The sequence below is a fragment of the Burkholderia arboris genome (assembly GCF_902499125.1).
Classification (GTDB): Bacteria; Pseudomonadota; Gammaproteobacteria; order Burkholderiales; family Burkholderiaceae; genus Burkholderia; species Burkholderia arboris.
On record NZ_CABVPX010000047.1, the window covers coordinates 1 to 25,601 of the forward strand.

Here is a 25,601-nt window from a genome sequence, read left to right on the forward strand (position 1 = left end):
AGAGGCGTGATTCTAAGCATCTGCCCCGATCTACGCAAGCCCCTTTGTGAAGAAATTTGAAAAAGCCCCCGTGCGCTGCCGCGCACGGGGGCTTGGGGCTCGGCGGGCCGCGTGACGCCACTGACCTCCTCGCCGCCGGCAACACTTCCCTCTATATATAGAGGCGTGTCACTTGCCGCCCACGGCAGCCTGCAGTTGCTCGACCGGCACCGCGTCGGCCATCGCCGCGTAGCCGGCGTCGCTCGGGTGAATGCCGTCGCCGCTATCGTATCGGCGCTGCAGCACGCTCGGGCGAGCCGGATCGCGCAGCATCGCATCGAAGTCGACCACACCATCGAACCCGCCACCGCTCCGGATCCACCGGTTCACCTCGAGCCGGATCGCCTCGCGGCCGGCCGGCAACGCAGCCGGCGTGAGCGTCGCACCGAAGACCTTCACGCCCTGGCGGTGCGCCGCCTCGATCAACCGGCGATAGCCGTCGATCAGCGACGCAGCCGTGACTTGCGTATGCGGGTGGTCGCAATCGAGCCCCGCGCGCGGCGGCATCGTCGCGAAGTTGATGTCGTTGATCCCGATCAGCACGACCGCCGCCTTCACGCCCGCACGCGACAGCGCATCGCGCTCGAACCGCGACGCCAGCGACGTGCCGTAGCACGCGGAATCGCTGAGCAGCCGGTTCCCGCTGATACCCAGATTCACGACGCCGATCGAACCGGCGCCCGACGTCGCCAGCCGGCGCGCGAGCGCGTCAGGCCAGCGGCGGTTCCGGTTCACGCTGGAGCGCAGGCCGTCGGTGATCGAATCGCCGATCGCGGCGACACTGGCGCGCGCGGGGCCCGCCTCGACCGCCAGCTCGGTCACCCAGGCATATTGGGTAAAACGGGTACGGAACGCAGCCGGCCCCGGATCGCTCACGTGATCGCCCGGCGCCGACACGTAGTTGAACTGGTTCGACACGCGGTGCCAGACCGTCATCCGCTGGTTCGGCCCCATCTGGAGGCTGATCGCATACGGCTGCGCGGACGTCACGTCGATGGCCACCGGATCGCTTTCGAGCTCCTGCCCTGCCGCGAGCGTCACCGACGACTTGCCGCCGAACCGGACCGGCACGGCCGCGCCGCCGGCGAGCGCCGCACCCTCACCGGCGCGCGCGAGGCTCGCCGCCTCGACGACCAGCGGCGCGCGGCCGTATGCATTGCTGACGCGAATCCGCGCGGCGCGGCCCGACACCGCCGGATAGACGATCTGGCGCACCGTCCGCCCGGCCACGTCAGGTGCGCGGTAAAGCGGCGGCGGCGCAGCAAGGTCGGGAATCGGCTGCAGCGCCGTTGCCCACGCGGCAACCCATCCGGCCGGCGCGGCCGACGCAGCAAGCGGCGACACGAAAACGACCGCACCCAGCACGGCCGCGGCGAAACTGCTTCGGAATGACATCGGCAAAATCCTCATCGGAAAGCGGGCATTGTGCCGCAGAAGACGCGAGACTCACGTGCGGGACCACGCTGGCCCCGCTCGATCGCGCCCCGACATCTCTCGTTTACCCGAGCCTCACTGCAAATCCGCAAGAAATTTATTAACCGACCGGTCGGTTGGTTTATACTTCGCACACATTCAACCGGACGAGAACCTCGCCATGTACACGCAATCCCTCGACATCCCCGGCAACGTCGCGCCGCTCGACGCCGCAGCCGAGTCGCCCGAGCAGGCGCGGTTCGACGCGGTGATGGCGGCCGACGGCAAGATCGAACCGCAGGACTGGATGCCCGACGCGTACCGCAAGACGCTGGTGCGCCAGATCTCGCAGCACGCCCATTCGGAAATCGTCGGCATGCTGCCGGAAGGCAACTGGATCTCGCGCGCGCCGAGCCTGAAGCGCAAGGCGATCCTGCTCGCGAAGGTCCAGGACGAAGCCGGCCACGGCCTCTATCTGTACAGCGCAGCCGAAACGCTCGGCGTGTCGCGCGATTCGCTGATCGACGCGCTGCATGCCGGCAAGGCGAAATACTCGAGCATCTTCAACTACCCGACGCCGACCTGGGCCGACGTCGGCGTGATCGGCTGGCTCGTCGACGGCGCCGCGATCATGAACCAGATTCCGCTGTGCCGCTGCACGTACGGCCCGTACGCACGCGCGATGATCCGCGTGTGCAAGGAAGAGTCGTTCCACCAGCGCCAGGGTTTCGACGCGCTGCTGTCGATGATGAAAGGCAGCGATGCGCAGCGCGCGATGGTCCAGCAGGCCGTGGACCGCTGGTGGTGGCCGGTGCTGATGATGTTCGGCCCGAGCGACGCCGATTCGGTCCACAGCAGCCAGTCCGCGAAATGGGGCATCAAGCGGATCTCGAACGACGACCTGCGCCAGAAATTCGTCGACGCGACGGTCGACCAGGCGAAGGTGCTCGGCGTGACGCTGCCCGACCCCGACCTGAAATGGAACGAAGCGCGCGGCCATCACGACTACGGCACGATCGACTGGGACGAATTCTGGCGCGTGGTCAACGGCGACGGCCCGTGCAACAAGGAACGCCTCGCGACCCGCGTGAAAGCGCACGACGACGGCGCATGGGTGCGCGAAGCCGCGCTCGCGCACGAAGCGAAGCGCCAGGCCCGCGCCGAACAGCACGCCGCCTGAGCGGCAAGACTCGAATTCAGGAATCAGGAGAAAGTGATGAACAAGGAATGGCCGATCTGGGAAGTGTTCGTGCGCAGCAAGCAGGGCCTCGACCACAAGCATTGCGGCAGCCTGCACGCCGCCGACGCGACGATGGCGCTGCGCATGGCGCGCGACGTCTACACGCGCCGCCAGGAAGGCGTGAGCATCTGGGTGGTGCCGTCGTCGGCGATCACCGCGTCGGACCCGAACGAGAAGGCCGAACTGTTCGAACCGGCGGGCGACAAGATCTACCGTCACCCGACGTTCTACACGCTGCCCGACGAAGTCAACCACATGTAATGCCCGCGCCATGACGATCACGCCCGAACACCTCTCCTACGTGCTGCGCCTCGCGGACAACGCGCTGATCCTCGGTCAGCGCAACGCCGAATGGTGCGGCCACGGCCCGATCCTCGAGGAAGACATCGCGCTCACCAACATGAGCCTCGACCTCATCGGCCAGGCGCGCATGCTGTACACGCACGCAGCCGACCTCGAGCGCCAGCTCAACGGCGCGACGAAGACCGAGGACGACTACGCGTACTTCCGTACCGAGCGCGAATTCGCGAACTTCACGCTTGCCGAGTTGCCGCACTACGGCCCGGTCGCCGGCACCGCGCACGCCGACAAGGACTACGCGGTCACGATCGTGCGCAACTTCCTGTACGCAGCGCTGATGCTGCACGTGTGGAGCGCGCTGGAAACGTCGACCGACACGCAGCTCGCCGCGATCGCCGCGAAGTCGGTGAAGGAAACCCGCTATCACGTGCAGCACGCTCGCGAATGGCTCGTGCGCCTCGGCGATGGCACCGACGCATCGCACCGCCGTGCGCAGGACGCGCTCGACTACCTGATGCCGTACACGCGCGAATTCTTCGCGGCCGATGCGATCGACGACGCGATCGCCGCGCCGGGCATCGGCCCGGCGCCGGCCGCGCTCGAAGCCGCGTGGCGCGCGGACGTGGACGATGCGCTCGCCGAGGCGACGCTCACGCCGCCGGCACCCGTGAAGCACGTGACGACCGGCAAGCAGGGCGAGCACTCGGAGCACATGGGCTACCTGCTTGCGGAAATGCAGAGCCTCGCGCGCCAGCATCCCGGCGCGACCTGGTAACCGGCCCACGCCACGGAGCCCGACGATGTCCGTCCAGACCGCTGCCCCTGCCCACGCCGAATCCGCGGTGCGCCACGACGATCCGCTGCTCGCCCGCGCGTGGGACGTGCTGGAAGCCGTGCCCGATCCGGAGATCCCGGTCGTGTCGATCCGCGAGCTCGGCATCCTGCGCGATGTCCGCCGCGCGGACGACGGCCAGCTCGAAGTCGTCATCACGCCGACCTACTCAGGCTGCCCGGCCATGTCGCAGATCGCGGAGGACATCGCCGCCGCGCTGCAGGCCGCCGACCTGCCGCCGCACCGGATCGAAACGGTGCTCGCGCCCGCGTGGACGACCGACTGGATCACGCAGGAAGCGCGCGACAAGTTGCGTGCGTACGGTATCGCGCCGCCGGTCGGCCAGTGCGGCAGCGCCGCGCCGCGGGAAAACGTCGTGCGTTTCGTGCCGCGGCCGGTCGCGGCGCCCACCTGCCCACGCTGCGGCTCCGCCCGCACCGAGCGTCTCGCGCAATTCGCGTCCACGGCCTGCAAGGCACTGTATCGCTGCGTCGACTGCCGCGAACCCTTCGACTACTTCAAACCTTATTGACCATGGCGACCCCGCAATTTCACCCGCTGCGTATCCGCGACGTGCGACCCGAGACCGCCGACGCCGTTACCGTCTCCTTCGACGTGCCGCCCGAGCTGCGCGACGCGTACCGCTTCACGCAAGGCCAGTTCGTCACGCTGAAGACCCATATCGACGGCGAGGAAACGCGCCGCTCGTATTCGATCTGCGTCGGCACGACGGACTACGACCGTGACGGCGAACTGCGCATCGGCATCAAGCGCGTGCGCGGCGGCCGCTTCTCGAACTTCGCGTTCGACTCGCTGAAGCCCGGCCACACGATCGACGTGATGACGCCGGACGGCCGCTTCTTCACACACCTGAACGCCGATCACGGCAAGCAGTACGTCGCGTTTTCGGGCGGCTCGGGGATCACGCCGGTGCTCGCGATCGTGAAGACGACGCTCGAGCTCGAGCCGCGCAGCACGTTCACGCTGATCTACGGGAACCGCAGCGTCGACGCGATCATGTTCGCGGAGGAGCTCGAGGACCTGAAGAACCGCTACATGAACCGCTTCGTCCTGTATCACGTGCTGTCGGACGACCTGCAGGACGTCGAGTTGTTCAACGGCGTGCTCGACCAGGCGAAATGCGCGGAATTCCTCGACACGCTGACGCCGGCCGACGCGATCGACGAAGCGTTCATCTGCGGCCCGGCGCCGATGATGGACGCGGCCGAAGCCGCACTGAAGGCAGCCGGCGTGCCGCCGGCGAAGGTGCATGTCGAGCGTTTCGGCACGCCGCTGCCGCAAGCCGGCACGCCGGTCGTCGAAATCACCGACCAGACACCGGCCGCGGATCTCGAAATCGTGCTCGACGGCAAGAAGCGCAAGCTGCGCCTGCCGTATGAAGGCGTGAGCCTGCTCGATGTCGGCCTGCGCGCGGGCCTCGCGCTGCCGTACGCGTGCAAGGGCGGCGTGTGCTGCACGTGCCGCGCGAAGGTGATCGAAGGCGAAGTGCGGATGGAGAAGAACTACACGCTCGAGGAGCACGAAGTGAAGGACGGTTTCGTGCTCACGTGCCAGTGCCACCCGATCAGCGACAAGGTCGTCGTGAGCTACGACGAGCGTTGAGCGGCATCGCGTCGCGGCGCCGGACGGTTTCTCGCCGTCACACATCTCGCTTACACTAGGGGCCGCCGGCCGGCTGGACGTCGCAACGTCCGCCCGGCCGGCGGTTTTCTTTTGTTGACGACAGGCCGATGAGTACCATTCATGTGATTCAGGGCGGCACCGCCGCCGCGTCGCTGCGCGAAGCCCTTGCGCAAGCCGGACGCGACGAGCACGTCGTCGGATTGCTCGACGATCTCGGCGTCGGGCCGCTCAAGGGCGCCGACGAGACGCCCGATACGCGCGCCGCCTTCTGGCAGCACGTGCTCGGCGACCAGATCCCCGACTGGAACGCGGAAATCGAAGGCGAGTTCGCGCGTCTCGACCAGCTCGCGATGGATACGGGCCAGGTGGTCGTGTGGCACGCGCCGAGCGTCGGCGACAAGCTGCTGCTGCGCCGCGTCGCCTATCACCTGCGCAACGTGCCGCAGCGCCTGAACGAGGTGCGGCTGTCGGCCGCCGACCTCGACACCGCGCAGCGCGCGTCGCTGTCGCGCACCGACCAGGCCTGCTCGACCGGGATGTTCTCGCCCGCGGAACTGGCGCGCAAGCGGCCGGTGGCCGCGCCGATCTCGGTACTGCGCATCGGCCGCCTCGCGCTCGAATGGCAGGAGGCGAAACACCTGAACGCCGAATTGCGTTATTGGGTCAGCAACACGATCAAGAGCGGCCATTTCGCCGATCTCGACGCGCTGATCGTCGCGCGCGCGGAAACCGACTGGCTGCCCGCGCGGCGCCTCGTCGGCAGCATCATGGCCGCCGCCGATCGCGGCGGGCTGTTCGTCAGCGATTCGATCGCCTGGTGGCGCTGCCGCGAACTCGCGGCCGCCGGCCGGCTCGAGCTGCAGGACGACACCCCCGACGCCCTTTCCTCCACGCAGGTGCGCGCGGCCCGCGCGGCCACCACGCACCGCTAATCTTCCGCATTCGACCATGGCCCGTACCCGAGCGCCCGATCACGAATCCCAACGCGAACAGATCCTCGATCTGGCCGCCGAGAAATTCGCGCAGACGAGCTACCCGAGCACGTCGATGTCCGATCTCGCGACCGCGAGCGGCACGTCGAAGGCACGCCTCTATCACTACTACGAGAGCAAGGAAGCGATCCTGTTCGACCTGCTCGACCGCTACACGAAACGGCTGATGCTGATCATCGCCGAGGTCGAAGGCGCGAGCCAGCGGCGCGGCCTCAGCGAGCGCGACGCGTTCGCCGAGCTCGTGCGCGCGTTCCTCGCCGAGTACGAGACGTCGCACAGCCGTCATGTCGCGCTGCTCAACGACGTGAAGTATCTCGAGGATGCTCAGCGCGAAATCGTGCTCGACCGCCAGCGCGACATCGTCGCGGCGTTCACGCGGCAGCTCGCCCGCGCGTACCCGGACCGCATCTCGAAGGAAAACCAGACATCGGTGACGATGATGGTGTTCGGGATGATCAACTGGACCTTCACGTGGCTGAAGCCGGGCGGCCGTCTCGGCTACCGCGACTTCGCCGAGCAGGTGATCGACCTGATCGAGCGCGGGCTGTCGACGGCAGCCTGATTGCCGCGCAGCAGCATGCGTTGCGCGACGGGCACACTGCGACCGCCCGCCGCGCATTTCATATGATGAATTTTAAATCTATTAAAAATCAAATAGATAGCCTGACAATTAAGCAGGTTTAGAATTCATCCTCAACGCGAGATACGGGTTTTCCCCAATCCGAGGGGCCGCAGTCGGGTAAAATGCTGTTGCATTGCACAACCCGCTGTACGGTCACACATTGAGGAACCCACGATGAACACGCAATTCAACGGCACTGCCGATGTCGTCGGCAACGCCGGTAGTGCGCCGGTTCTCGTCAGGGAACTGGCTTCCAAAGACCGTGAGCAGATGCTCACCCACTTTCTCTCGCTCGACGAAGAGGACCGCCTGCTGCGCTTCGGCCAGATGGTGCCTGACCACGTGGTCGAGAACTACGTCCGCACGATCGACTTCGGTCGCGACACCGTGTTCGGCGTGTTCGACCACGACCTCGAACTGATCGGCGTCGGCCACCTGGCCTACCTGCCGGCCGAGGGCGACAAGCGTACGGCCGAATTCGGCGTGTCGGTGCTCGAAAGCGCGCGCGGCCGCGGCGTCGGCTCGAAGCTGTTCGAGCGCGCGGCGATCCGCAGCCGCAACACGCGCGTGACGATGCTGTACATGCATTGCCTGTCGCGCAACGCGACGATGATGCACATCGCGAAGAAATCCGGGATGCGGATCGAGTACGCGTACGGCGAAGCCGATGCGTACCTGTCGCTGCCACCGGCCGACCACTCGACGATCATCGCCGAGATGCTGCAGGAACAGGCCGCGGTGTTCGATTACGCGATGAAGCGCCAGACGCGCCGCACGACGAAGTTCATCGAATCGCTGATGCCTGCCGCGCTGACGGCGTAACATCGGCCAGCCGGGCCGCGCCAGTGGCGCGCCCGGCCCCTGCCTTCCCCTCCACGCTAGCGCACCGAGCGAATCGGCAGCGCCGTCGTCTCCTTGAAGCATTCCAGCGAGAAGCTCGTCTTCACGTCGATCACCGACGGGTGATGCAGCAGGTGCTCCTGCACGAAGCGGGAGAAATGCGCCATGTCCTCCACCTGCACGCGCAGCAGGTAATCCATGTCTCCCGTCATCGCGTGACACGCGACCACTTCCGGCCAGGTCTGCACGGCCGCGCGGAACAGCTCCGCATGGGTCGCGCCCGCGCGCGCCGACGTCTCGTCGACCCGCACCGGCGCGAGGCCGCCGCGCTTTTCGAGCCGCACGCTCACGTACGCGAGCAGGTCGAGCCCGAGTTTCTGCGGGTTCAGCAGCGCGACATAGCCGGTGATCACGCCGATCTCCTCGAGCCGCCGGATCCGCCGCAGGCACGGGCTCGGCGACAGGTTCACGCGCTCGGCGATCTCCTGGTTCGACAGGCGCCCGTTCTCCTGAAGAATCGCGAGAATTCGCCGGTCGATGGCATCCAATTCGGCTTGCGCCATCTTCTGCCCTCCAATGATTATTTCAAGACTGGAAATTGCGCCATCGTAGGGGCTGGCGATTAAATTCGCAAATTTCCGCTCGCGGCCGCCCGCTACACTCTGTCGCATGCATCGACTCGCTGCGCACGCGCGGCCGTCGACATCGAACCAGGTCGGGCAGGCGCACGTCGCCCCGGCCGATCGCCCCGCACAGGAGACACGACATGCAGATCCCCAACTGGGACAACCCCGTCGGCACCGACGGCTTCGAATTCATCGAATACACGGCACCGGACCCGAAAGCGCTCGGACAACTGTTCGAACGGATGGGTTTCACCGCGATCGCACGTCACCGCCACAAGGACGTGACGGTGTACCGCCAGGGCGACATCAACTTCATCATCAACGCCGAACCCGATTCGTTCGCGCAACGCTTCGCGCGCCTGCATGGCCCGTCGATCTGCGCGATCGCGTTCCGCGTGCAGGATGCCGCGAAGGCGTACCGGCGCGCGCTCGACCTCGGCGCCTGGGGCTTCGACAACAAGACGGGCCCGATGGAGCTGAACATCCCGGCAATCAAGGGCATCGGCGATTCGCTGATCTATTTCGTCGACCGCTGGCGCGGCAAGAACGGTGCGCAGCCGGGCGCGATCGGCGACATCAGCATCTATGACGTCGACTTCGAGCCGATCGCCGGCGCGAACCCGAACCCGGTCGGCCACGGCCTGACGTACATCGACCACCTGACGCACAACGTGCACCGCGGCCGCATGCAGGAATGGGCCGAGTTCTACGAACGCCTGTTCAACTTCCGCGAAGTGCGCTACTTCGACATCGAAGGCAAGGTGACGGGCGTGAAGTCGAAGGCGATGACGTCGCCGTGCGGCAAGATCCGCATCCCGATCAACGAGGAAGGCTCGGAAACGGCCGGCCAGATCCAGGAATACCTCGACGCGTATCACGGCGAAGGCATCCAGCACATCGCGCTCGGCGCGAGCGACATCTACCGGGCGGTCGACGGCCTGCGCGGCAAGGAAGTGAAGCTGCTCGACACGATCGACACGTATTACGAGCTGGTCGACCGCCGCGTGCCGAACCACGGCGAATCGCTGGACGAGCTGAAGAAGCGCAAGATCCTGATCGACGGCGCGCAGGACGACCTGCTGCTGCAGATCTTCACCGAGAACCAGATCGGGCCGATCTTCTTCGAGATCATCCAGCGCAAGGGCAACCAGGGCTTCGGCGAAGGCAACTTCAAGGCACTGTTCGAATCGATCGAACTCGACCAGATCCGCCGCGGCGTCGTGCAGGACAAGGCCTGACGCATCCGGCCAGCGGCCGCCGCGGGCAACCGGGCCGGCCGCATCATCCGTGCGGTACAACGAAAAAGGGCGGGAATCCGAGGATTCCCGCCCTTTTTTCATTCCGGCGCGGCCTGCTGGCCGCGCGACCGGATCAACGCGCGTTCGCCTTCGACGCGGCGGACCGCACGGCCGACGGCTGCGCGACGGCGTCCTGGGCCGGCACGATCTGACGCATCTGCGCGCCGGCTGCCGCCAGTGCGCTCGCACCTTGCGCGCGCACCGGGCCGGTCATCGCGAAAAACGCGGCGGACACGATCAGGAAACTCTGGATATGACGTGTGTTCATTGCACCTCCTGTAAAACTGCCGGCGCCTCCCCGATTGCGTCGAAACGAACCAACGCGACCGGGCACCTCCGGCAGGCCGACAAGATTAACGGCAATTGCCCGCAGATGGACGCGGCTTTACATGCTTTTACATGATGTAACGCATCATCACGCCCTGTTTTCTGGTGCGCCGCCGCAATTTGACCCGGATTCCAACCGATGGGCGGCGGGTTTGCCCCAGTGCTACCATCGCTTAAAACCGGCGAATATGCCGGCCACTGCCGACGCGTCCACAAGACGCCCGAAGCAGTCGAGTTTTGGTGATCCCAAACTGGGTGGAGGAGACAGTTAATGAATGCCCCGCTAGACGCAGGCCAACGCGCGTCGCTAGAAGCCGCGCTGAAGTCCGTCACGCTAGATGACAAATACACACTGGAACGCGGTCGCGCGTACATGAGCGGCATCCAGGCCCTCGTGCGCCTGCCGATGCTCCAGCAGGAACGCGACCGCGCCGCCGGTCTCAATACGGCCGGTTTCATCTCCGGCTACCGCGGCTCGCCGCTCGGCGGCCTCGATCTGTCGCTCTGGAAGGCCAAGCAGCACCTGGCCGCCCACCAGATCGTCTTCCAGCCCGGTCTCAACGAAGATCTAGCCGCCACCGCCGTGTGGGGCTCGCAGCAGGTGAACCTGTACCCAGGCGCGAAGCACGACGGCGTGTTCGGCATGTGGTACGGCAAGGGCCCGGGCGTCGACCGCACCGGCGACGTCTTCAAGCACGCGAACTCGGCCGGCTCGTCGCAGCACGGCGGCGTGCTGGTGCTCGCCGGCGACGACCACGCGGCGAAATCGTCGACCCTCGCGCACCAGTCCGAACACATCTTCAAGGCCTGCGGGCTGCCCGTGCTGTTCCCGTCCAACGTGCAGGAATATCTCGATTTCGGCCTGCACGGCTGGGCGATGAGCCGTTATTCGGGCCTGTGGGTCGCGCTCAAGTGCGTGACGGACGTCGTCGAATCGTCGGCGTCGGTCGACATCGACCCGCATCGCACCGAGATCGTGCTGCCGACCGACTTCATCGTGCCGGAGGGCGGGCTGAACATCCGCTGGCCCGACCCGCCGCTCGTGCAGGAAGCACGGCTGCTCGACTACAAGTGGTACGCGGCGCTCGCCTATGTGCGCGCGAACAAGCTCGACCGGATCGAGATCGATTCGCCGAACGCGCGCTTCGGGATCATGACGGGCGGCAAGGCGTACCTCGACGTGCGCCAGGCGCTGACCGACCTCGGCCTCGACGACGAAACCTGCGCGCGGATCGGCATCCGGCTCTACAAGGTCGGCTGCGTGTGGCCGCTCGAAGCGCAGGGCGCGCAGGCATTTGCGCGCGGCCTCGACGAAATCCTGGTCGTCGAGGAAAAGCGCCAGATCCTCGAATACGCGATCAAGGAAGAGCTGTACAACTGGCCGGACGGCCAGCGGCCGCGCGTGTTCGGCAAGTTCGACGAGAAAGACGGTGCCGGCGGCGAATGGTCGGTGCCGATGGGCAACTGGCTGCTGCCCGCGCACTACGAACTGTCGCCCGCGATCATCGCGAAGGCGATTGCGACGCGCCTCGAGAAGTTCGAGCTGCCGTCCGACGTGCGCGCGCGCATCGCCGCGCGGCTCGCGGTGATCAACGCGAAGGAAATGGCGCTCGCGAAGCCGCACGTGCAGACCGAGCGCAAGCCGTGGTTCTGCTCGGGCTGCCCGCACAACACGTCGACCAACGTACCGGAAGGCTCGCGCGCGATCGCCGGCATCGGCTGCCACTACATGACCGTGTGGATGGACCGCAGCACGAGCACCTTCAGCCAGATGGGCGGCGAAGGCGTACCGTGGATCGGCCAGGCGCCGTTCACGGACGAGAAGCACGTGTTCGCGAACCTCGGCGACGGCACCTACTTCCACTCGGGCCTGCTGGCCGTGCGCGCGGCGATTTCGTCGAAGGCGAACATCACCTACAAGATTCTCTACAACGACGCCGTCGCGATGACGGGCGGCCAGCCGGTCGACGGCGTGCTGACGGTGCCGCAGATCACGCACCAGCTCGCGTCCGAAGGCGCGAAGAAGATCGTGATCGTCACCGACGAGCCGGAGAAGTACGACAGCCAGAAAGCGCTGCTCGCGCCGGGCGTGACGATCCATCACCGCGACCAGCTCGACGACGTGCAGCGCGAGCTGCGCGAGATCGAAGGCACGACGATCCTGATCTACGACCAGACCTGCGCAACCGAGAAGCGTCGCCGCCGCAAACGCGGCACGTATCCGGATCCGGCCAAGCGCGTCGTGATCAACGACGCGGTGTGCGAAGGCTGCGGCGACTGCTCGGTGCAATCGAACTGCCTGTCGGTCGAGCCGCTGGAAACCGAATTCGGCACGAAGCGCCAGATCAACCAGTCGAGCTGCAACAAGGACTTCTCGTGCGTGAAGGGCTTCTGCCCGAGCTTCGTCACGGTCGAGGGCGGCCAGCTGAAGAAGCCGAAGGCCGTGTCGGTCGACGGCAACGCGCTGCCGCCGATGCCGGAACCGACGCTGCCGGACATCGACCGCGCGTACGGCGTGCTCGTCACCGGCGTCGGCGGCACGGGCGTCGTCACGATCGGCGCGCTGCTCGGGATGGCCGCGCACCTGGAAAACAAGGGCGTGACCGTGCTCGACGTCACCGGCCTCGCGCAGAAAGGCGGCGCGGTGATGAGCCACGTGCAGATCTCGCACGCGCCGACCGACATCCATGCGACGCGGATCGCGATGGGCGAAGCCGACCTCGTGATCGGCTGCGACGCGCTCGTTACGGCAGGCGACGAGTGCACGTCGCGGATGCGGCACGACACGACGCGCGTGGTCGTCAACAGCGCGCAGACGCCGACCGCCGAGTTCATCAAGAACCCGAACTGGGCGTTCCCGGGTCTGTCCGCGGAGAACGACATCCGCGCGGCAGCGGGCGTTGCCGTCGACTTCATCGACGCGAACCGATTCGCGGTCGCGCTGCTCGGCGACGCGATCTACACGAACCCGTTCGTGCTCGGCTACGCGTGGCAGAAAGGCTGGCTGCCGCTCACGCTCGTGTCGCTCGAACGCGCGATCGAGCTGAATGCGGTGTCGGTCGAGAAGAACCGCGCGGCGTTCGACTGGGGCCGCCGCGCCGCGTACGACCTGGCCAGCGTGAAGCAGGCCGCGGCTGGCGACGCACGCCCCGCGCAAGGCGCGACGGTAATCGCGCTGCACACGAAGAAGGCGGTCGACGCGTTGATCGCGAAACGCGTGGAATTCCTCACTGCGTACCAGAACGCCGCGTACGCATCGCGCTATGCGGCGTTCGTCGACAAGGTGCGCGCCGCCGAGCGCGCGCTGGCGGACGGCGATACGGTGCAGGAGCAACTGACCGAAGCGGTCGCGCGCAACCTGTTCAAGCTGATGGCGTACAAGGACGAATACGAGGTCGCACGGCTGCAGTCCGACCCCGCGTTCCTCGCGCGCCTGACCGCGCAGTTCGAAGGCGACTGGAAGCTGAAATTCCACCTCGCACCGCCGCTGTTCGCGAAGACGGACGCCCACGGCCATCTCGTGAAGAAGGCGTACGGCCCGTGGATGATGTCGGCGTTCCGGCTGCTCGCGAAGGCGAAGTTCCTGCGCGGCACCGGGCTCGACCCGTTCGGCCGCACCGACGAGCGTCGCACCGAGCGCGCACTGATCGGCGAGTACGAAGCGCTGATCGGCGAGGTGATGGCCAAGCTGAACGCGGCCAACCGCCCGCTCGCGCTCGAGCTCGCGGCGCTGCCGGACGGCATTCGCGGCTACGGCCACGTGAAGGAGAACAACCTGCGCGCGGTACGCCTGAAGTGGGACACGCTGCTCGCGAAGTGGCGTTCCCCGGCGGGCGGCCAGTCGCACCAGCAGGTCGCGTAACGGCACGCGGCGGGCGAGGCGTTCGCGGCCAGGACGCCCCGCCCGCGCCGCCCGTTACGATTCATGCGAAAAAAAACGCCACGGAACGCAGGTTCCGTGGCGTTTTTCATTGCGCCGCGCCTTGAGCGCGGCGCACGCGGGCGTGGACTTACTTCGTGTTCACGTTCGCGGCGGCAACGGCCGTCATGTTGATGATCCGGCGCACGGTCGCAGCCGGCGTCAGGATGTGGACCGGCTTCGCTGCGCCGAGCAGGAACGGGCCGACCGTCACGCCTTCGCCGCCGACCATCTTCAGCAGGTTGTACGCGATGTTCGCCGCTTCGACGTTCGGCATGATCAGCAGGTTCGCTTCGCCCGACAGCGTCGTGCCCGGGAACGCCTGCTTGCGGATCACTTCCGACAGCGCCGCGTCGCCGTGCATTTCACCGTCGACTTCCAGGTTCGGCGCACGTTCGACGATCAGCTTGCGGGCCTCGGCCATCCGGCGCGACGACGCCGACGGCGCGCTGCCGAAGTTCGAGTTCGACAGCAGCGCGGCCTTCGGCGCGATGCCGAAGCGCTCGATCTCGGCCGCAGCCTGGATCGTCATGTCGGCGAGCTGTTCGGCGCTCGGCAGTTCGTTCACGTACGTGTCGCACACGAACAGGTTGCGGCCCGGCAGCATCAGCAGGTTCATCGCGGCGAAGTGCTCGGCGCCCTTCGCGCGGCCCAGCACCTGCTCGATGAACTTCAGGTGGCTGTGGAACGTGTCGATCATCCCGCAGATCATCCCGTCCGCATCGCCCAGGTGCACGAGCATCGCGCCGATCAGCGTGTTGAACTTGCGCATCGCGGCCTTCGCGACTTCCGGCGTCACGCCGTCACGCGCGCCGATCTCCTGATACGCCTGCCAGTAGCGGTGGTAGCGTGCATCGTCTTCCGGATCGACGATTTCGAAATCGGTGCCGGCCTTCAGCTTCGAGCCGATCTTCTGCAGGCGCATGTCGACGACCGACGGACGGCCGACGATGATCGGCTTCGCGATCTTTTCCTGCAGCACGAACTGCGCGGCGCGCAGCACGCGCTCGTCCTCGCCCTCGGCGAACACGATGCGGGCCTGCTTCTGCTTCGCGGTCGCGAACACCGGGCGCATCACCATGCCGGTGCGGTAGACGGTCGCGCCGAGCTGCTCGCGGTACGCGTCCATGTCCTGGATCGGGCGCGTGGCGACGCCCGAATCCATCGCGGCTTGCGCGACGGCCGGCGCGATCTTGATGATCAGGCGCGGATCGAACGGCTTCGGAATCAGGTAGTCCGGCCCGAATTCGAGCGAGTGGCCTTCATACGCCTTCGCGACTTCTTCGCTCTGGTCGGTTTCCTGGGCCAGTTCGGCGATCGCGCGCACGCACGCGAGCTTCATTTCTTCCGTGATCGTCGTCGCGCCGACGTCGAGCGCGCCGCGGAAGATGAACGGGAAGCACAGCACGTTGTTGACCTGGTTCGGGTAGTCCGAACGGCCGGTCGCGACGATCGCGTCCGGGCGCACGGCCTTCGCGTCTTCCGGGCGGATTTCCGGTTCCGGGTTCGCGAGCGCCAGGATCAGCGGCTTGTCGCCCATCGTCTTGACCATGTCCTGCTTCAGCACGCCCGCGCTCGAGCAGCCGAGGAACACGTCCGCGCCGACGATCGCGTCGGCGAGCGTGCGTGCGTCGGTGGTCGCCGCATAGCGCTGCTTCGACGGATCGAGGTTGCCGCGCCCTTCGTAGATCACGCCCTTCGAATCGGCGACGAGGATGTTCGACTTCGTCAGGCCGAGGTTCACCAGCAGGTCCAGACACGCGATGGCCGCGGCGCCGGCGCCCGAGCACACGAGCTTCACTTCGGACAGCTGCTTGCCGACGACCTTCAGGCCGTTCAGGATCGCGGCCGACGCGATGATCGCGGTGCCGTGCTGGTCATCGTGGAAGACGGGGATCTTCATGCGCTCGCGCAGCTTCTGCTCGATGTAGAAGCACTCCGGCGCCTTGATGTCCTCGAGGTTGATGCCGCCGAGCGTCGGCTCGAGCATCGCGATCGCCTCGACCAGCTTGTCGGGGTCGGACTCCGACAGTTCGATGTCGAACACGTCGATGCCCGCGAATTTCTTGAAGAGGCAGCCCTTGCCTTCCATCACCGGCTTCGCGGCAAGCGGGCCGATGTTGCCGAGGCCCAGCACGGCCGTGCCGTTCGTGATGACGCCGACGAGGTTGCCGCGCGACGTGTACTTCTGCGCGTCGAGCGGATCGGCGTGGATCGCTTCGCACGCAGCGGCAACGCCCGGCGAATACGCGAGCGACAGATCGAGCTGGTTCGACAGCGGCTTGGTCGGGGTGACCGAAATCTTGCCGGGTTTCGGGTTCAGGTGATAAGCGAGAGCGGCCTGCTTCAGTTGTTCGTCCATGATTGACCTGCGAGAGACATGCGAAATATTGACGGCTCAGTACACAGCACCTTCGGCCGCGTCTGCTTGGATCGAGGGGATGGTCGACTGCGAGACGGCACGCGACGCGCCGGGTCGGCACGCCATCGAACCTTGGCGGGTGGCAAGAGGAAAGTACAAAGTACTGAACGATTTCTAAGGGTCGCCTAGTGTACACCCCCTAAATGACGTCCGTTGGTGCAGCGCCGCATCCTTGGCATCAGCGTCGGGTTGGTCGCGCCCCGTTTGTTTCGCCGGTGGTGAGCGGCACGGCGAACCTGCGCGAATTCCGCCGAAAACCGGCCTGAATCGGGTAAAATAGCGGGCTACGCGCGCAGCGATGCGATTGGCCCTCCGATCGCGCCCCCGCCCCCTGGGCAGGTTCCCCTTGCTGCGCCACCGGGCCCGCGCCCGCTCCTCGCTCAACACCCAAGGAATGCCCATGACAGGCTACGATCGTCAGTCGATCTCGGATACGACCGCCAAAATCCTGCTCGAAGTGCAGGCGGTGCACTTCAACGCCGAAAAACCGTTCATCTTCACGTCCGGCTGGGCAAGCCCCGTCTATATCGACTGCCGCAAGCTGATCTCGTACCCGCGCGTGCGCCGGGCGCTGATGGAAATGGCGGAAACGACGATCACGCGCGACATCGGCTTCGAGCAGATCGACGCGGTGGCGGGTGGCGAGACGGCCGGCATCCCGTTCGCGGCCTGGATCGCGGACCGGATGATGGTGCCGATGCAGTACGTGCGCAAAAAGCCGAAGGGTTTCGGCCGCAACGCGCAGATCGAAGGCCATCTGGAAGAAGGCTCGCGCGTGCTGCTGGTGGAAGACCTGACGACCGACAGCCGCAGCAAGATCAACTTCGTCAACGCGCTGCGCACCGCAGGCGCGACGGTGAACCACTGCTTCGTGCTGTTCCACTACGACATCTTCAAGGAAAGCGTGTCGGTCCTGAAGGACATCGACGTCGACCTGCATGCGCTGGCGACGTGGTGGGACGTGCTGCGCGTCGCGAAGGCTTCGGGCTACTTCGAGACGAAGACGCTCGACGAAGTCGAGAAATTCCTGCACGCACCGGCCGAGTGGTCGGCGGCGCACGGCGGCGCGACGTCCCCGAAGGATTGACGCCGCGCCGGCCCGCAGGCCGGCGTCCTGGCTGAAAAAGCCGCCTGCTTCATCGCAGGCGGCTTTTTTTTCGTCCGCCGGGCCTCGGCCCGGCCGCGCGATGACCGAGCGCAATCGCGGGTTGCGGCGTGCATCGCTCATCGAACCCTAATGCTAGACTTGATCCATCGCCGCCATCAGCGGCACGGGCAACGCACAACGCCAACCACGCCGGGAGCATCGGCCCGGCCCACGTGACGGGAGAAGCGCCATATGCGAGTGGATTGCCGGATCACTCTGCCTGCGCCATCGGGTCGCCCGTCTCCGTTCCTCCGCTTCGTTTTCCTCTGCGCCGCCGTCTTCGCGGCGCTGCCCGCGCATGCAGAAGGCCCGTTCACCGTGACGAGCGACGACCTGACGCCCGGCGCTCGCGTACGTGCCGCGAACGTATTCGACCGCGGCGACTGCAAGGGCGCGAACCGCTCGCCGCAGCTCACCTGGCACAACCCGCCGCCCGGCACGCGCGGCTACGCGGTCACGCTCTTCGATCCCGACGCGCCCGGGCACGGCTGGTGGCACTGGGCCGTCGCGGGTATCCCGGCCACCGTGACGAGCCTGCCCGCCGACGCGAGCGCATCCGGCTTCCTGCGGCGCATCGGCGCGAGCGAGGCGCGCAACGACTTCGGAATCGATGGCTACGGCGGCCCGTGCCCGCCACCCGGCAAGCCGCACCGCTACGTGATCACCGTCTACGCGCTGAAAGGCACCGACCTGCGCGTGTCGCAGGGCCGCCCCGCGCCGATGTTCGAACACGAGATCGGCACGCTCGCGATCGGCACCGCGCAACTCACGGTCACGTACGGGCAATAGCGGGCGCCGGGCGGCTGGGCCGCCGCGATTGCCGGCCGCAGCGAATTTCAGTGCGTCTCACGCGCACGTTGTCCCGTCATTTCGGCTTGCTAGACTCGTCGTCACCGGTCGCGGCATCCCCCGCCGCGCATCCGTCGCGCCGCCCGCCGGCGACGCGTGACGCGGCGAGCCTGCGGTCCGCCGTTCCCGTCCCTTTCCGGAGAACGCTTCATGTCGAACATCGTCATCGTCTATCACAGCGGCTACGGTCACACGCAGAAACTGGCCGAGGCCGTGCATGCCGGCGCGCAGGACGCCGGCGCGAACGTGCGCCTGATCGCCGTCGGCGACCTCGACGACGCAGGCTGGGCCGCGCTCGACGCGGCCGACGCGATCGTCTTCGGCGCGCCGACCTACATGGGCGGCCCGTCGGCGCAGTTCAAGCAATTCGCCGACGCCACGTCGAAAGCGTGGTTCACGCAGAAGTGGAAGGACAAGATCGCCGCGGGCTTCACGAACTCCGCGACGATGAACGGCGACAAGTTCTCGACGATTCAATATTTCGTCACGCTCGCGATGCAGCATGGGATGGTGTGGGTCGGCACGAGCCTGATGCCGGCCAACTCGAAGGCGGCCACGCGCAACGACATCAACTACCTCGGCGGCTCCACGGGCCTGCTCGCGCAATCGCCGGCCGATGCGACGCCCGACGAAGGCCCGCTGCCGGGCGATCTCGAGACCGGCAAGGCGTTCGGCCGGCGCGTGGCCGAAGCAGCCGCACGCTGGGACGCCGGCGCCCGCTGAGCCGGCCCCTGCGCCCGCGCGCTCGCACCGGCGGGCGTCAAAGGGACACAAGACGGCCCGCCGGCCGTCCTTTTTTTCGCCCCGCGCGGTGCAGGCCCGCCGGATGACGTCTTAAAATGGCGGTTTCCGGGCGCGGGCCCGCGTTTCATTCAGTGAGAGCGAAATGAGCACCAAAGTTTTTGTCGACGGCCAGGAAGGCACGACCGGCCTCAAGATCTTCGAATACCTGTCGGCACGCAGCGACATCGAGATCCTGCGCATCGATGAAGCGAAGCGCAAGGACGTCGAAGAGCGCCGCCGCCTGATCAACGCGTCGGACGTCACGTTCCTGTGCCTGCCGGATGTCGCGTCGCGCGAATCCGCCTCGCTCGTCGAGAACCCGAACACGATCCTGATCGACGCGAGCACCGCGTTCCGCACGAGCGCCGACTGGGCCTACGGCCTGCCGGAGCTGACCCGCGCACAACGCGAGAAGATTCGTACGTCGAAGCGCATCGCGGTGCCGGGCTGCCACGCATCGGCGTTCGTGCTCGCGATGCGTCCGCTCGTCGATGCCGGCATCGTCGCGCCGACGTTCGCCGCGCACAGCTACTCGATCACCGGCTACAGCGGCGGCGGCAAGTCAATGATCGCCGACTACGAGAATGCGGCGCCGGGCGGCAAGCTCGCGAGCCCGCGTCCGTATGCGCTCGGCCTCACGCACAAGCACCTGCCGGAAATGGCCGCACACACGGGCCTCGCGAACGCACCGATCTTCACGCCGATCGTCGGCCCGTTCCTGAAGGGGCTCGCGGTGACGACCTACTTCACGCCCGAGCAGCTCGCGAAGCGCGCAACGCCGCAGGACGTGCAGCGCGTGTTCGCCGAGTACTACGCGGACGAAGCCTTCGTGCGCGTCGCCCCGTTCGACGCGGACGCGAACCTCGACGGCGGTTTTTTCGACGTGCAGGCGAACAACGATACGAACCGTGTCGACCTGTTCGTGTTCGGCAACGCCGAGCGCTTCGTCACGGTCGCGCGCCTCGACAACCTCGGCAAGGGTGCATCGGGCGCCGCGATCCAGTGCATGAACCTGAGCATCGGCGCGGCCGAGGACGCAGGTCTCAAACGCTGATTCAGCATCGCATGCAATGCAAAGCCGGCCACTGGCCGGCTTTTTATTTACCCGTATCAGGCAATATATAAAAAAGGCCGCATCGCGTATTTACAATTATTTACAAGCTTTCCATTGCGCGATTACCAGTGAATTAATCCCCCCCTCCTTTATCCAGTGAATCCCGAATAGGGATAAACCGGATACCGTCGCTTTAAACGCTGCCGTTATACGCAGGAAGGCGCTCCGAGAGCGTGCCGGGCGTCGCACATCCCCCACTCCGGCAGCTTCCGGCCGCCTGCCGTACGTTTAAATTCTTACCGAATGCCTTATCCGGCAAGGATTCAAAACACGATTCCCGTTTCAATCGCCTTTTTTAGACGGGTTCATCAATTGACAGCAAAAATCAAGGCGGCGACATTAGCTCGCACAATTAAACGATTGGAGACAGCGGCATGTCGCACGCCTTATCGAAGGGGGTGGCAACGGCCTTTGCCATTGCCCCTTTCCTGGTTGCATGTGGTGGAGGGGACGGCGGCGCACCCGCGCCGATCAATGCGCCCCAATGTTCCGGATCGAGTTGCGGCACGCAAGGGCCGCCGCCGTCGCAGCCCGTCAACGGCGCGCTGTGCCCGGCCGATGCCGACATCGTGAAGAGCACGTATCTCGGCGGCGCAGGTAGCGGCGAGATCGTCAGCGTCAACATCGACGCGGTCGCGATGACGTACACGCTCAAGTGGCTCGAATCGCCGATTCCGCTCGCGACCGGCACGGTCACGCCGAGCCGCGTCGGCACGACGATCGCCGGCAAGGTCATGCATCCGCCGACCGGCACGCTGCCGACCGCCGAACAGACGCGCTGCGCGTTCGTGCTCACGCCGGGCACGGGTACCGCGCCGAACGGCTCGACGTATTCGACCGCCGCCGACTTCAACCCGGCGAACCCGCCGATGCTGCTGGTCGGCATGGGCGTCGCGGGCGGCGGCATTCCCGGTGCGACGGTTCAGTTCGATGGACTGACGATCGCCCTCGGCCCGGTCACGCTGTACAAGAACGTCGGTCAGGTGCCGAACCGCCACTTCGATTTCTACCCGTTCCTCGGCTTCGCGAACACGACGACCGACCTCACGAAGCTGCCGGGCACGTACAACGCGCTGCTCTATCACCTCGTGCCGTCGGGCAACTATGCGACGAAGGGCGTCAACTCGAGCGAGACGTTCGACGCGAACGGTGCGTGCACGTCGACCTCCGGCAGCTGCCAGACGACCGGCAATCCGTGGACGGTGAATGCCGCGGGCGGCTATCTCAACAGCACGCAGGCACCGCAGATCCTGCCGCAGACGTCGCTGCCGCTCATCGGCACGACCGGCAAGTCGGCGACCGCGCACATGGTGATCGGCCAGCTCAACGGCGCGACGGTGCCGGTGATCGTGCGCACGGGCGACGTGAACCTCGGCACGGCGCCGCTGCATGCCGACGCAAAGGTCGACGACGAATCGGGCATCGCGGTGCTCGGCGCGGCGACGGCGATCCAGTCGGGTGCGGTCGACGGCGGCTACGCGGGCGCGGACTCGAACTTCAAGTACACGGCTGCGCTGATCCGCGGCAGCAACGCGTCGTTCATCAACCCGACCACGCAGGCCGAGGAAGACGGCTTCACGCTCGACTACGGCCAGACGACGCCGGGCCTGCTGAACGCGACGACGATACCGAAGAGCGGCACGGCGGCATCGGGCGTAGTGATCGCGACGGGCGGGCTTTATGCGGCGCTGATCCAGGGCACGGTGAACGGCGGCGTCACGTCGACGTCGGCGAACTCGACGACTTCGTCGACACCGTACTTCGGCGTGGGCGCACAGATCAGCAAGTAACGGTCGAGGACGCGGCGGCGAACGATGCGCCGCCGCGGCATGCAGGGAAGGCTCGAAACGACGGCGTCCGGCACGGCGCGGGCAGCACGAGCACAACGAACAGAAGCGGCCGACAGGGAGCTGGCCGCCGCACAAGACAAATCTGGAGGAGCAACATGAAGCGCAACCTCATTCTGGCGGCGGCCCTTGCCGCCCCCCTTCTTTCCGCTTGCGGCGGCGGCAGCGACAACCCGCCTCCGCTCGTCGAAGACCGGCTCTGTCCCGCCTCGCTCGACTACAGCACCGTGTTTACGGGCGGTGCGGGCAGCGGCGAACTCGCGAAGGTGCAGCTCGACACGACCAAGATGACCTGGCAGGTGACGTACGTGGAATCGGCCGTGCCGCGCACGACCGGCACCGTCACGCCGACCCGCGCGGGCACCGTCGACAGCGGCACGCTCACGCAGGAAACGCTGCTGCCGACCAACAAGCTGAACCAGTGCGCATTCCGGCTGAACGGCGCGAGTCTCGATCCGTCGCGTCCGGCGCGGATCTTCGTCGGCGAAGGTGTCGCGGGCGGCACGATCCCCGGCAAGGAAATCCAGTTCAATGGCGTGCTCGGCCAGGCCGCGGTGCCCGACACGAAATTCCCGTATTACCCGTTCATCGGCTTCTCGTCGATCGAAACCGACATCACGAAGGTCGCGGGTACGTACAGCCATGTCGGCTTCGGCGAAGTGCCGTCGCAGAACTTCGCGCCGGCGTCGATCGACGCGAAGGTGACGATCAACGCGGACGGCTCGTGGACCAAGTGCGACTCGACCGGCCAGTTCGCCGGCGGCGCGTGCACGCAGCAGGGCTCGAACTTCGCGCAGTCCGCGGACGGCAGCGGCGCGTTCCAGTCGAACAACTACACGAGCCAGCTGAAGCCGACGCTGTCGGCGACGCCGCAGGGCAAGGGCTTCATGATCGTCGGCAAGCTGCGCAACCAGCTCGTGCCGATCCTCGTGCGCACGGGTGTCGCGAACCCGAACCCGACGCCCGACAGCAACGGCGTGCCGGGCCTCACCGCCGACGACGAATCGAGCATCTCGATCCTCGCGCCGCAGACGGCCATCGCGGCCGGTTCGCAGAACGGCGAGTACGTGGGCGTCGACAGCCAGTTCAATTACCGGACCACCGCGCTGATCAACAACCAGGCCACGCTGCTCGATCCGTTCCAGCCGTCGCAGGCATCGCTCGCGACCGCGCTCGACCTCGACTACACGCAGAAGGTGCCGGGCGTGGTCACGACGATCCACACGGGTTCGGGCAGCACGTCGCCGACCGGCAAGTTCATCTTCACGGGTGGCGTGTTCGGTTTCCTCGACAACGCGGGATCGACGCCGTATTTCACGATCGGCGCATTCGTCCAGTAAGCGGAGGGGAAAGCCGTGATGAAGAAAACCCTTCTCTGCGCGGCGGCCGGCGCCGCCGTGCTGGCGCCGCTCGCGGCGCACGCACAGAGCGCCGGCAGCAACGTCGTCACGCTCGGCTGGTTTCACGTGATGCCGCAGCAGAGCAGCACGCCGATGACGACCAACGTCGCGCCGACGCCGATCAACACGCCGCTGCGGCTGCCGCCGTCATTCACGTCGCCGGGCACCGGGCTGCGCACGAGCGGCGCCGATACCGTCGGCCTGACGGTCAGCCACTTCCTGACCGACCACATCGCGGTCACGTCGGTGGCCGGCGTGCCGCCGGTGTTCAAGGTGTCGGGCCAGGGCACGATCAAGCCGCCAGGCCCTGCCGGCGCGCTCGGCACGCAGAACATCGGGCTGGGGTCGGTCAACCCGATCGTGAAGAGCGTGCGGCAGTGGAGCCCCGCGGTGATCCTGCAGTACTACTTCGGGCAGGCCACCGCGAAGTTCCGGCCGTTCCTCGGTCTCGGCGTGTCGTACAACTGGTTCAGCGACCTGCAGCTCAACACGAACTTCATCAAGCAGACGCAGGACAACCTCGGCGCGATCCTCGCGGCGGGCGCGGGCAAGCCGGGTACGACATCGGTGGAGGCGAAGGCGTCGTCGTCATGGCAGCCGGTGTTCAACGCGGGCCTGCAGTACAACATGACGGAGCACTTCGGGCTGGTTGCGTCGGTGACCTACATTCCGCTGAAGACGACGTCGACGGTAACGATCAAGGCGGCCGACGGTTCGGTGCTCGCCGAGTCGAAATCGGACCTGAAGGCGGACCCGATCATCAGCTACGTCGGGATGACGTACAAGTTCTGACGCCGGCGAGCGCAGGCGAATGAACAGCCACGACAAAATCGCAGGCAAAAAAAAGCCCGCCTAAGAGGCGGGCTGAATCCATATCAGAGGAGACATGGAGGAGACAGGTGCAACTATAGCGAATCGGTTTCCGCAATGCAACATTTCCGTAGAGAAAATAAGGATTTTCCCTCGAATGCTGCCTCTAGTTCGCCATTACCGCATCTGACCCCCTTCCGTTCTCCCGCTCGAGCACCTCACCCAGCGCGTCGCGCAGCAGCGCGACGGGCCGCACCAGCCGGCCCGGCAACGAGCCGTGCACGATCCACACGTTGATCCGCGTTTCCAGCCCGGCCGTTTCCACCACCCGCAGTGCCTCGCGATGCGCGCTGCGCGCCAGCGCATTCGGCGCGGCGATGCCGATGCCGGCGCCGCGCGCGACCAGCGACAACTGCAACTCCGAGCCGAACGCCTCGACCGCGACGTCGAACGGCAGCCCGGCCGCGCCGAGCGCACGGCTCAGCGCCGAACGCATCCCGCAGCCGTCCTGGCTCAGCACCCACGGAAAGCCCGACAGCATGTCGAGCGACAGCGGACCGTCCGGCAGCGGGAAGTCGCGCGCGGCGACGAGCACCGTCGGCTGCGTGGCGAGCAGCGTCGCGGTGAACGCGTCGGGCAGCACCGAACTGGCCGGCACCATCACGGCCGCGACGTCGAGCGCGCCGCGCTCGATGCCCTGCATCAGTGCCGGCGACCAGCCGGCCGTCACGCGCAGCGTGAGGCGCGGGAACGCGTCGCGCAGCCGGTCGATCGGCCGCTCGAGCGCCAGCTCGGACAGGAACGGCGGGACGCCGATGCGCAGCTCGCCGGACGGCTCGCTGTCCGGCGCGCCCGCCGCCATCAGTTCGTCGACCGCGCCCAGCACGTTGCGCGCAAGCGTGTAGACGTCGCGCCCGGCGGCGGTCGGCTTCAGCGGCTTGCTTTGCCGTTCGAGCAGCGGCACGCCGAGCAACGTTTCGAGGTTCTGCACGCGCCGCGTCAGGCCCGGCTGCGTCAGGTGGAGCTTCGTGGCCGCGGCGACCATCGACCCGCTGTCGACCACCGCGACGAACGCCAGGAGATCACGCGTATTCAAAACAAACTCGCATAATCATGTTAGACATATTTCAATTGTCG

22 protein-coding genes are annotated in these 25,601 nt (G+C 66.5%); 17 read left to right on the top strand and 5 right to left on the bottom strand.

The genetic code is table 11. The annotated features are described in order from the left end of the window. Window positions 1–168: 168 nt before the first annotated feature. Window positions 169–1,434, bottom strand: a complete 1,266-nt coding sequence (locus tag BLA15945_RS35030; RefSeq protein WP_174994512.1) for an SGNH/GDSL hydrolase family protein — start codon at window positions 1,432–1,434, stop codon at window positions 169–171. Window positions 1,435–1,633: 199 nt separating this feature from the next. Here BLA15945_RS35030 and paaA point away from each other — a divergent pair, with 199 nt between their 5' ends. The 8 genes from paaA (at window position 1,634) to BLA15945_RS35070 (ending at window position 7,904) form a co-directional block, all read left to right on the top strand. Then, on the top strand, window positions 1,634–2,632 hold the full coding sequence (gene paaA, locus BLA15945_RS35035; protein ID WP_059232625.1) for a 1,2-phenylacetyl-CoA epoxidase subunit PaaA: 999 nt from the start codon (window positions 1,634–1,636) through the stop codon (window positions 2,630–2,632). A 36-nt stretch (window positions 2,633–2,668) separates the two neighbouring features. Beyond that, on the top strand, window positions 2,669–2,953 hold the full coding sequence (paaB, locus tag BLA15945_RS35040; protein ID WP_034188015.1) for a 1,2-phenylacetyl-CoA epoxidase subunit PaaB: 285 nt from the start codon (window positions 2,669–2,671) through the stop codon (window positions 2,951–2,953). Between the two features lie 10 nt (window positions 2,954–2,963). Further along, window positions 2,964–3,767 carry a 1,2-phenylacetyl-CoA epoxidase subunit PaaC gene (paaC, locus tag BLA15945_RS35045; protein WP_059232626.1) on the top strand — a complete coding sequence of 268 codons (804 nt, stop codon included), beginning with the start codon at window positions 2,964–2,966 and terminating at the stop codon, window positions 3,765–3,767. A 25-nt stretch (window positions 3,768–3,792) separates the two neighbouring features. Further along, window positions 3,793–4,356, top strand: coding sequence for a 1,2-phenylacetyl-CoA epoxidase subunit PaaD (gene paaD / locus BLA15945_RS35050; RefSeq protein WP_174994513.1), 564 nt, complete (start codon window positions 3,793–3,795; stop codon window positions 4,354–4,356). A 2-nt stretch (window positions 4,357–4,358) separates the two neighbouring features. Further along, window positions 4,359–5,447 carry a 1,2-phenylacetyl-CoA epoxidase subunit PaaE gene (paaE, locus tag BLA15945_RS35055; RefSeq protein WP_059232628.1) on the top strand — a complete coding sequence of 363 codons (1,089 nt, stop codon included), beginning with the start codon at window positions 4,359–4,361 and terminating at the stop codon, window positions 5,445–5,447. 128 nt (window positions 5,448–5,575) lie between these two features. Continuing rightward, window positions 5,576–6,400, top strand: coding sequence for a DUF1835 domain-containing protein (locus BLA15945_RS35060; RefSeq protein ID WP_059232629.1), 825 nt, complete (start codon window positions 5,576–5,578; stop codon window positions 6,398–6,400). A gap of 16 nt (window positions 6,401–6,416) precedes the next feature. Further along, the gene (locus BLA15945_RS35065; protein ID WP_006482923.1) at window positions 6,417–7,022 is read left to right on the top strand and encodes a TetR/AcrR family transcriptional regulator; all 606 of its coding nucleotides are present in this window, start codon (window positions 6,417–6,419) and stop codon (window positions 7,020–7,022) included. A gap of 234 nt (window positions 7,023–7,256) precedes the next feature. After that, window positions 7,257–7,904 carry a GNAT family N-acetyltransferase gene (locus BLA15945_RS35070; protein ID WP_059232630.1) on the top strand — a complete coding sequence of 216 codons (648 nt, stop codon included), beginning with the start codon at window positions 7,257–7,259 and terminating at the stop codon, window positions 7,902–7,904. Between the two features lie 56 nt (window positions 7,905–7,960). Here the strand turns inward: BLA15945_RS35070 and BLA15945_RS35075 are convergent, their stop codons facing one another. After that, window positions 7,961–8,485 (bottom strand): Lrp/AsnC family transcriptional regulator, encoded by a 525-nt coding sequence (locus tag BLA15945_RS35075; RefSeq protein WP_059528294.1) that lies wholly within the window; start codon window positions 8,483–8,485, stop codon window positions 7,961–7,963. Between the two features lie 203 nt (window positions 8,486–8,688). On the opposite strand from BLA15945_RS35075, the gene hppD reads away from it, so the two are divergent. Next, window positions 8,689–9,786 (top strand): 4-hydroxyphenylpyruvate dioxygenase, encoded by a 1,098-nt coding sequence (gene hppD, locus BLA15945_RS35080; RefSeq protein WP_059232632.1) that lies wholly within the window; start codon window positions 8,689–8,691, stop codon window positions 9,784–9,786. 133 nt (window positions 9,787–9,919) lie between these two features. On the opposite strand, the gene BLA15945_RS35085 is transcribed toward hppD, so the two are convergent. Continuing rightward, window positions 9,920–10,114: a hypothetical protein gene (locus tag BLA15945_RS35085; RefSeq protein ID WP_174994514.1), complete on the bottom strand. Its 195-nt coding sequence runs from the start codon at window positions 10,112–10,114 to the stop codon at window positions 9,920–9,922. Between the two features lie 330 nt (window positions 10,115–10,444). Here BLA15945_RS35085 and BLA15945_RS35090 point away from each other — a divergent pair, with 330 nt between their 5' ends. Continuing rightward, on the top strand, window positions 10,445–14,035 hold the full coding sequence (locus tag BLA15945_RS35090) for an indolepyruvate ferredoxin oxidoreductase family protein (RefSeq protein ID WP_174994515.1): 3,591 nt from the start codon (window positions 10,445–10,447) through the stop codon (window positions 14,033–14,035). Window positions 14,036–14,183: 148 nt separating this feature from the next. Here the strand turns inward: BLA15945_RS35090 and BLA15945_RS35095 are convergent, their stop codons facing one another. Further along, window positions 14,184–16,454, bottom strand: coding sequence for an NADP-dependent malic enzyme (locus BLA15945_RS35095; RefSeq protein WP_059232635.1), 2,271 nt, complete (start codon window positions 16,452–16,454; stop codon window positions 14,184–14,186). 460 nt (window positions 16,455–16,914) lie between these two features. On the opposite strand from BLA15945_RS35095, the gene BLA15945_RS35100 reads away from it, so the two are divergent. The 7 genes from BLA15945_RS35100 to BLA15945_RS35130 all read left to right on the top strand — a co-directional run bounded on the left by BLA15945_RS35100 (window position 16,915) and on the right by BLA15945_RS35130 (window position 24,446). Further along, window positions 16,915–17,601: an orotate phosphoribosyltransferase gene (locus BLA15945_RS35100; RefSeq protein WP_059232636.1), complete on the top strand. Its 687-nt coding sequence runs from the start codon at window positions 16,915–16,917 to the stop codon at window positions 17,599–17,601. A 252-nt stretch (window positions 17,602–17,853) separates the two neighbouring features. Continuing rightward, a complete protein-coding gene (locus BLA15945_RS35105; RefSeq protein WP_174994516.1) occupies window positions 17,854–18,450 on the top strand; it encodes a YbhB/YbcL family Raf kinase inhibitor-like protein in 597 nt (198 codons plus the stop codon). Window positions 18,451–18,660: 210 nt separating this feature from the next. After that, entirely contained in the window at window positions 18,661–19,233 is a 573-nt protein-coding gene (locus tag BLA15945_RS35110) for a flavodoxin family protein (RefSeq protein ID WP_059232638.1), read from the top strand. Window positions 19,234–19,396: 163 nt separating this feature from the next. Next, the gene (gene argC / locus BLA15945_RS35115; protein WP_174994517.1) at window positions 19,397–20,347 is read left to right on the top strand and encodes an N-acetyl-gamma-glutamyl-phosphate reductase; all 951 of its coding nucleotides are present in this window, start codon (window positions 19,397–19,399) and stop codon (window positions 20,345–20,347) included. A 434-nt stretch (window positions 20,348–20,781) separates the two neighbouring features. Further along, window positions 20,782–22,197: a DUF2957 domain-containing protein gene (locus BLA15945_RS35120; RefSeq protein WP_059232640.1), complete on the top strand. Its 1,416-nt coding sequence runs from the start codon at window positions 20,782–20,784 to the stop codon at window positions 22,195–22,197. A 155-nt stretch (window positions 22,198–22,352) separates the two neighbouring features. Continuing rightward, window positions 22,353–23,594, top strand: a complete 1,242-nt coding sequence (locus BLA15945_RS35125) for a DUF2957 domain-containing protein (RefSeq protein WP_059232641.1) — start codon at window positions 22,353–22,355, stop codon at window positions 23,592–23,594. An 18-nt stretch (window positions 23,595–23,612) separates the two neighbouring features. Next, window positions 23,613–24,446: an OmpW/AlkL family protein gene (locus BLA15945_RS35130; RefSeq protein WP_059232642.1), complete on the top strand. Its 834-nt coding sequence runs from the start codon at window positions 23,613–23,615 to the stop codon at window positions 24,444–24,446. Window positions 24,447–24,630: 184 nt separating this feature from the next. Here the strand turns inward: BLA15945_RS35130 and BLA15945_RS35135 are convergent, their stop codons facing one another. After that, entirely contained in the window at window positions 24,631–25,560 is a 930-nt protein-coding gene (locus tag BLA15945_RS35135; protein WP_174994518.1) for a LysR family transcriptional regulator, read from the bottom strand. Window positions 25,561–25,601 lie beyond the last annotated feature (41 nt).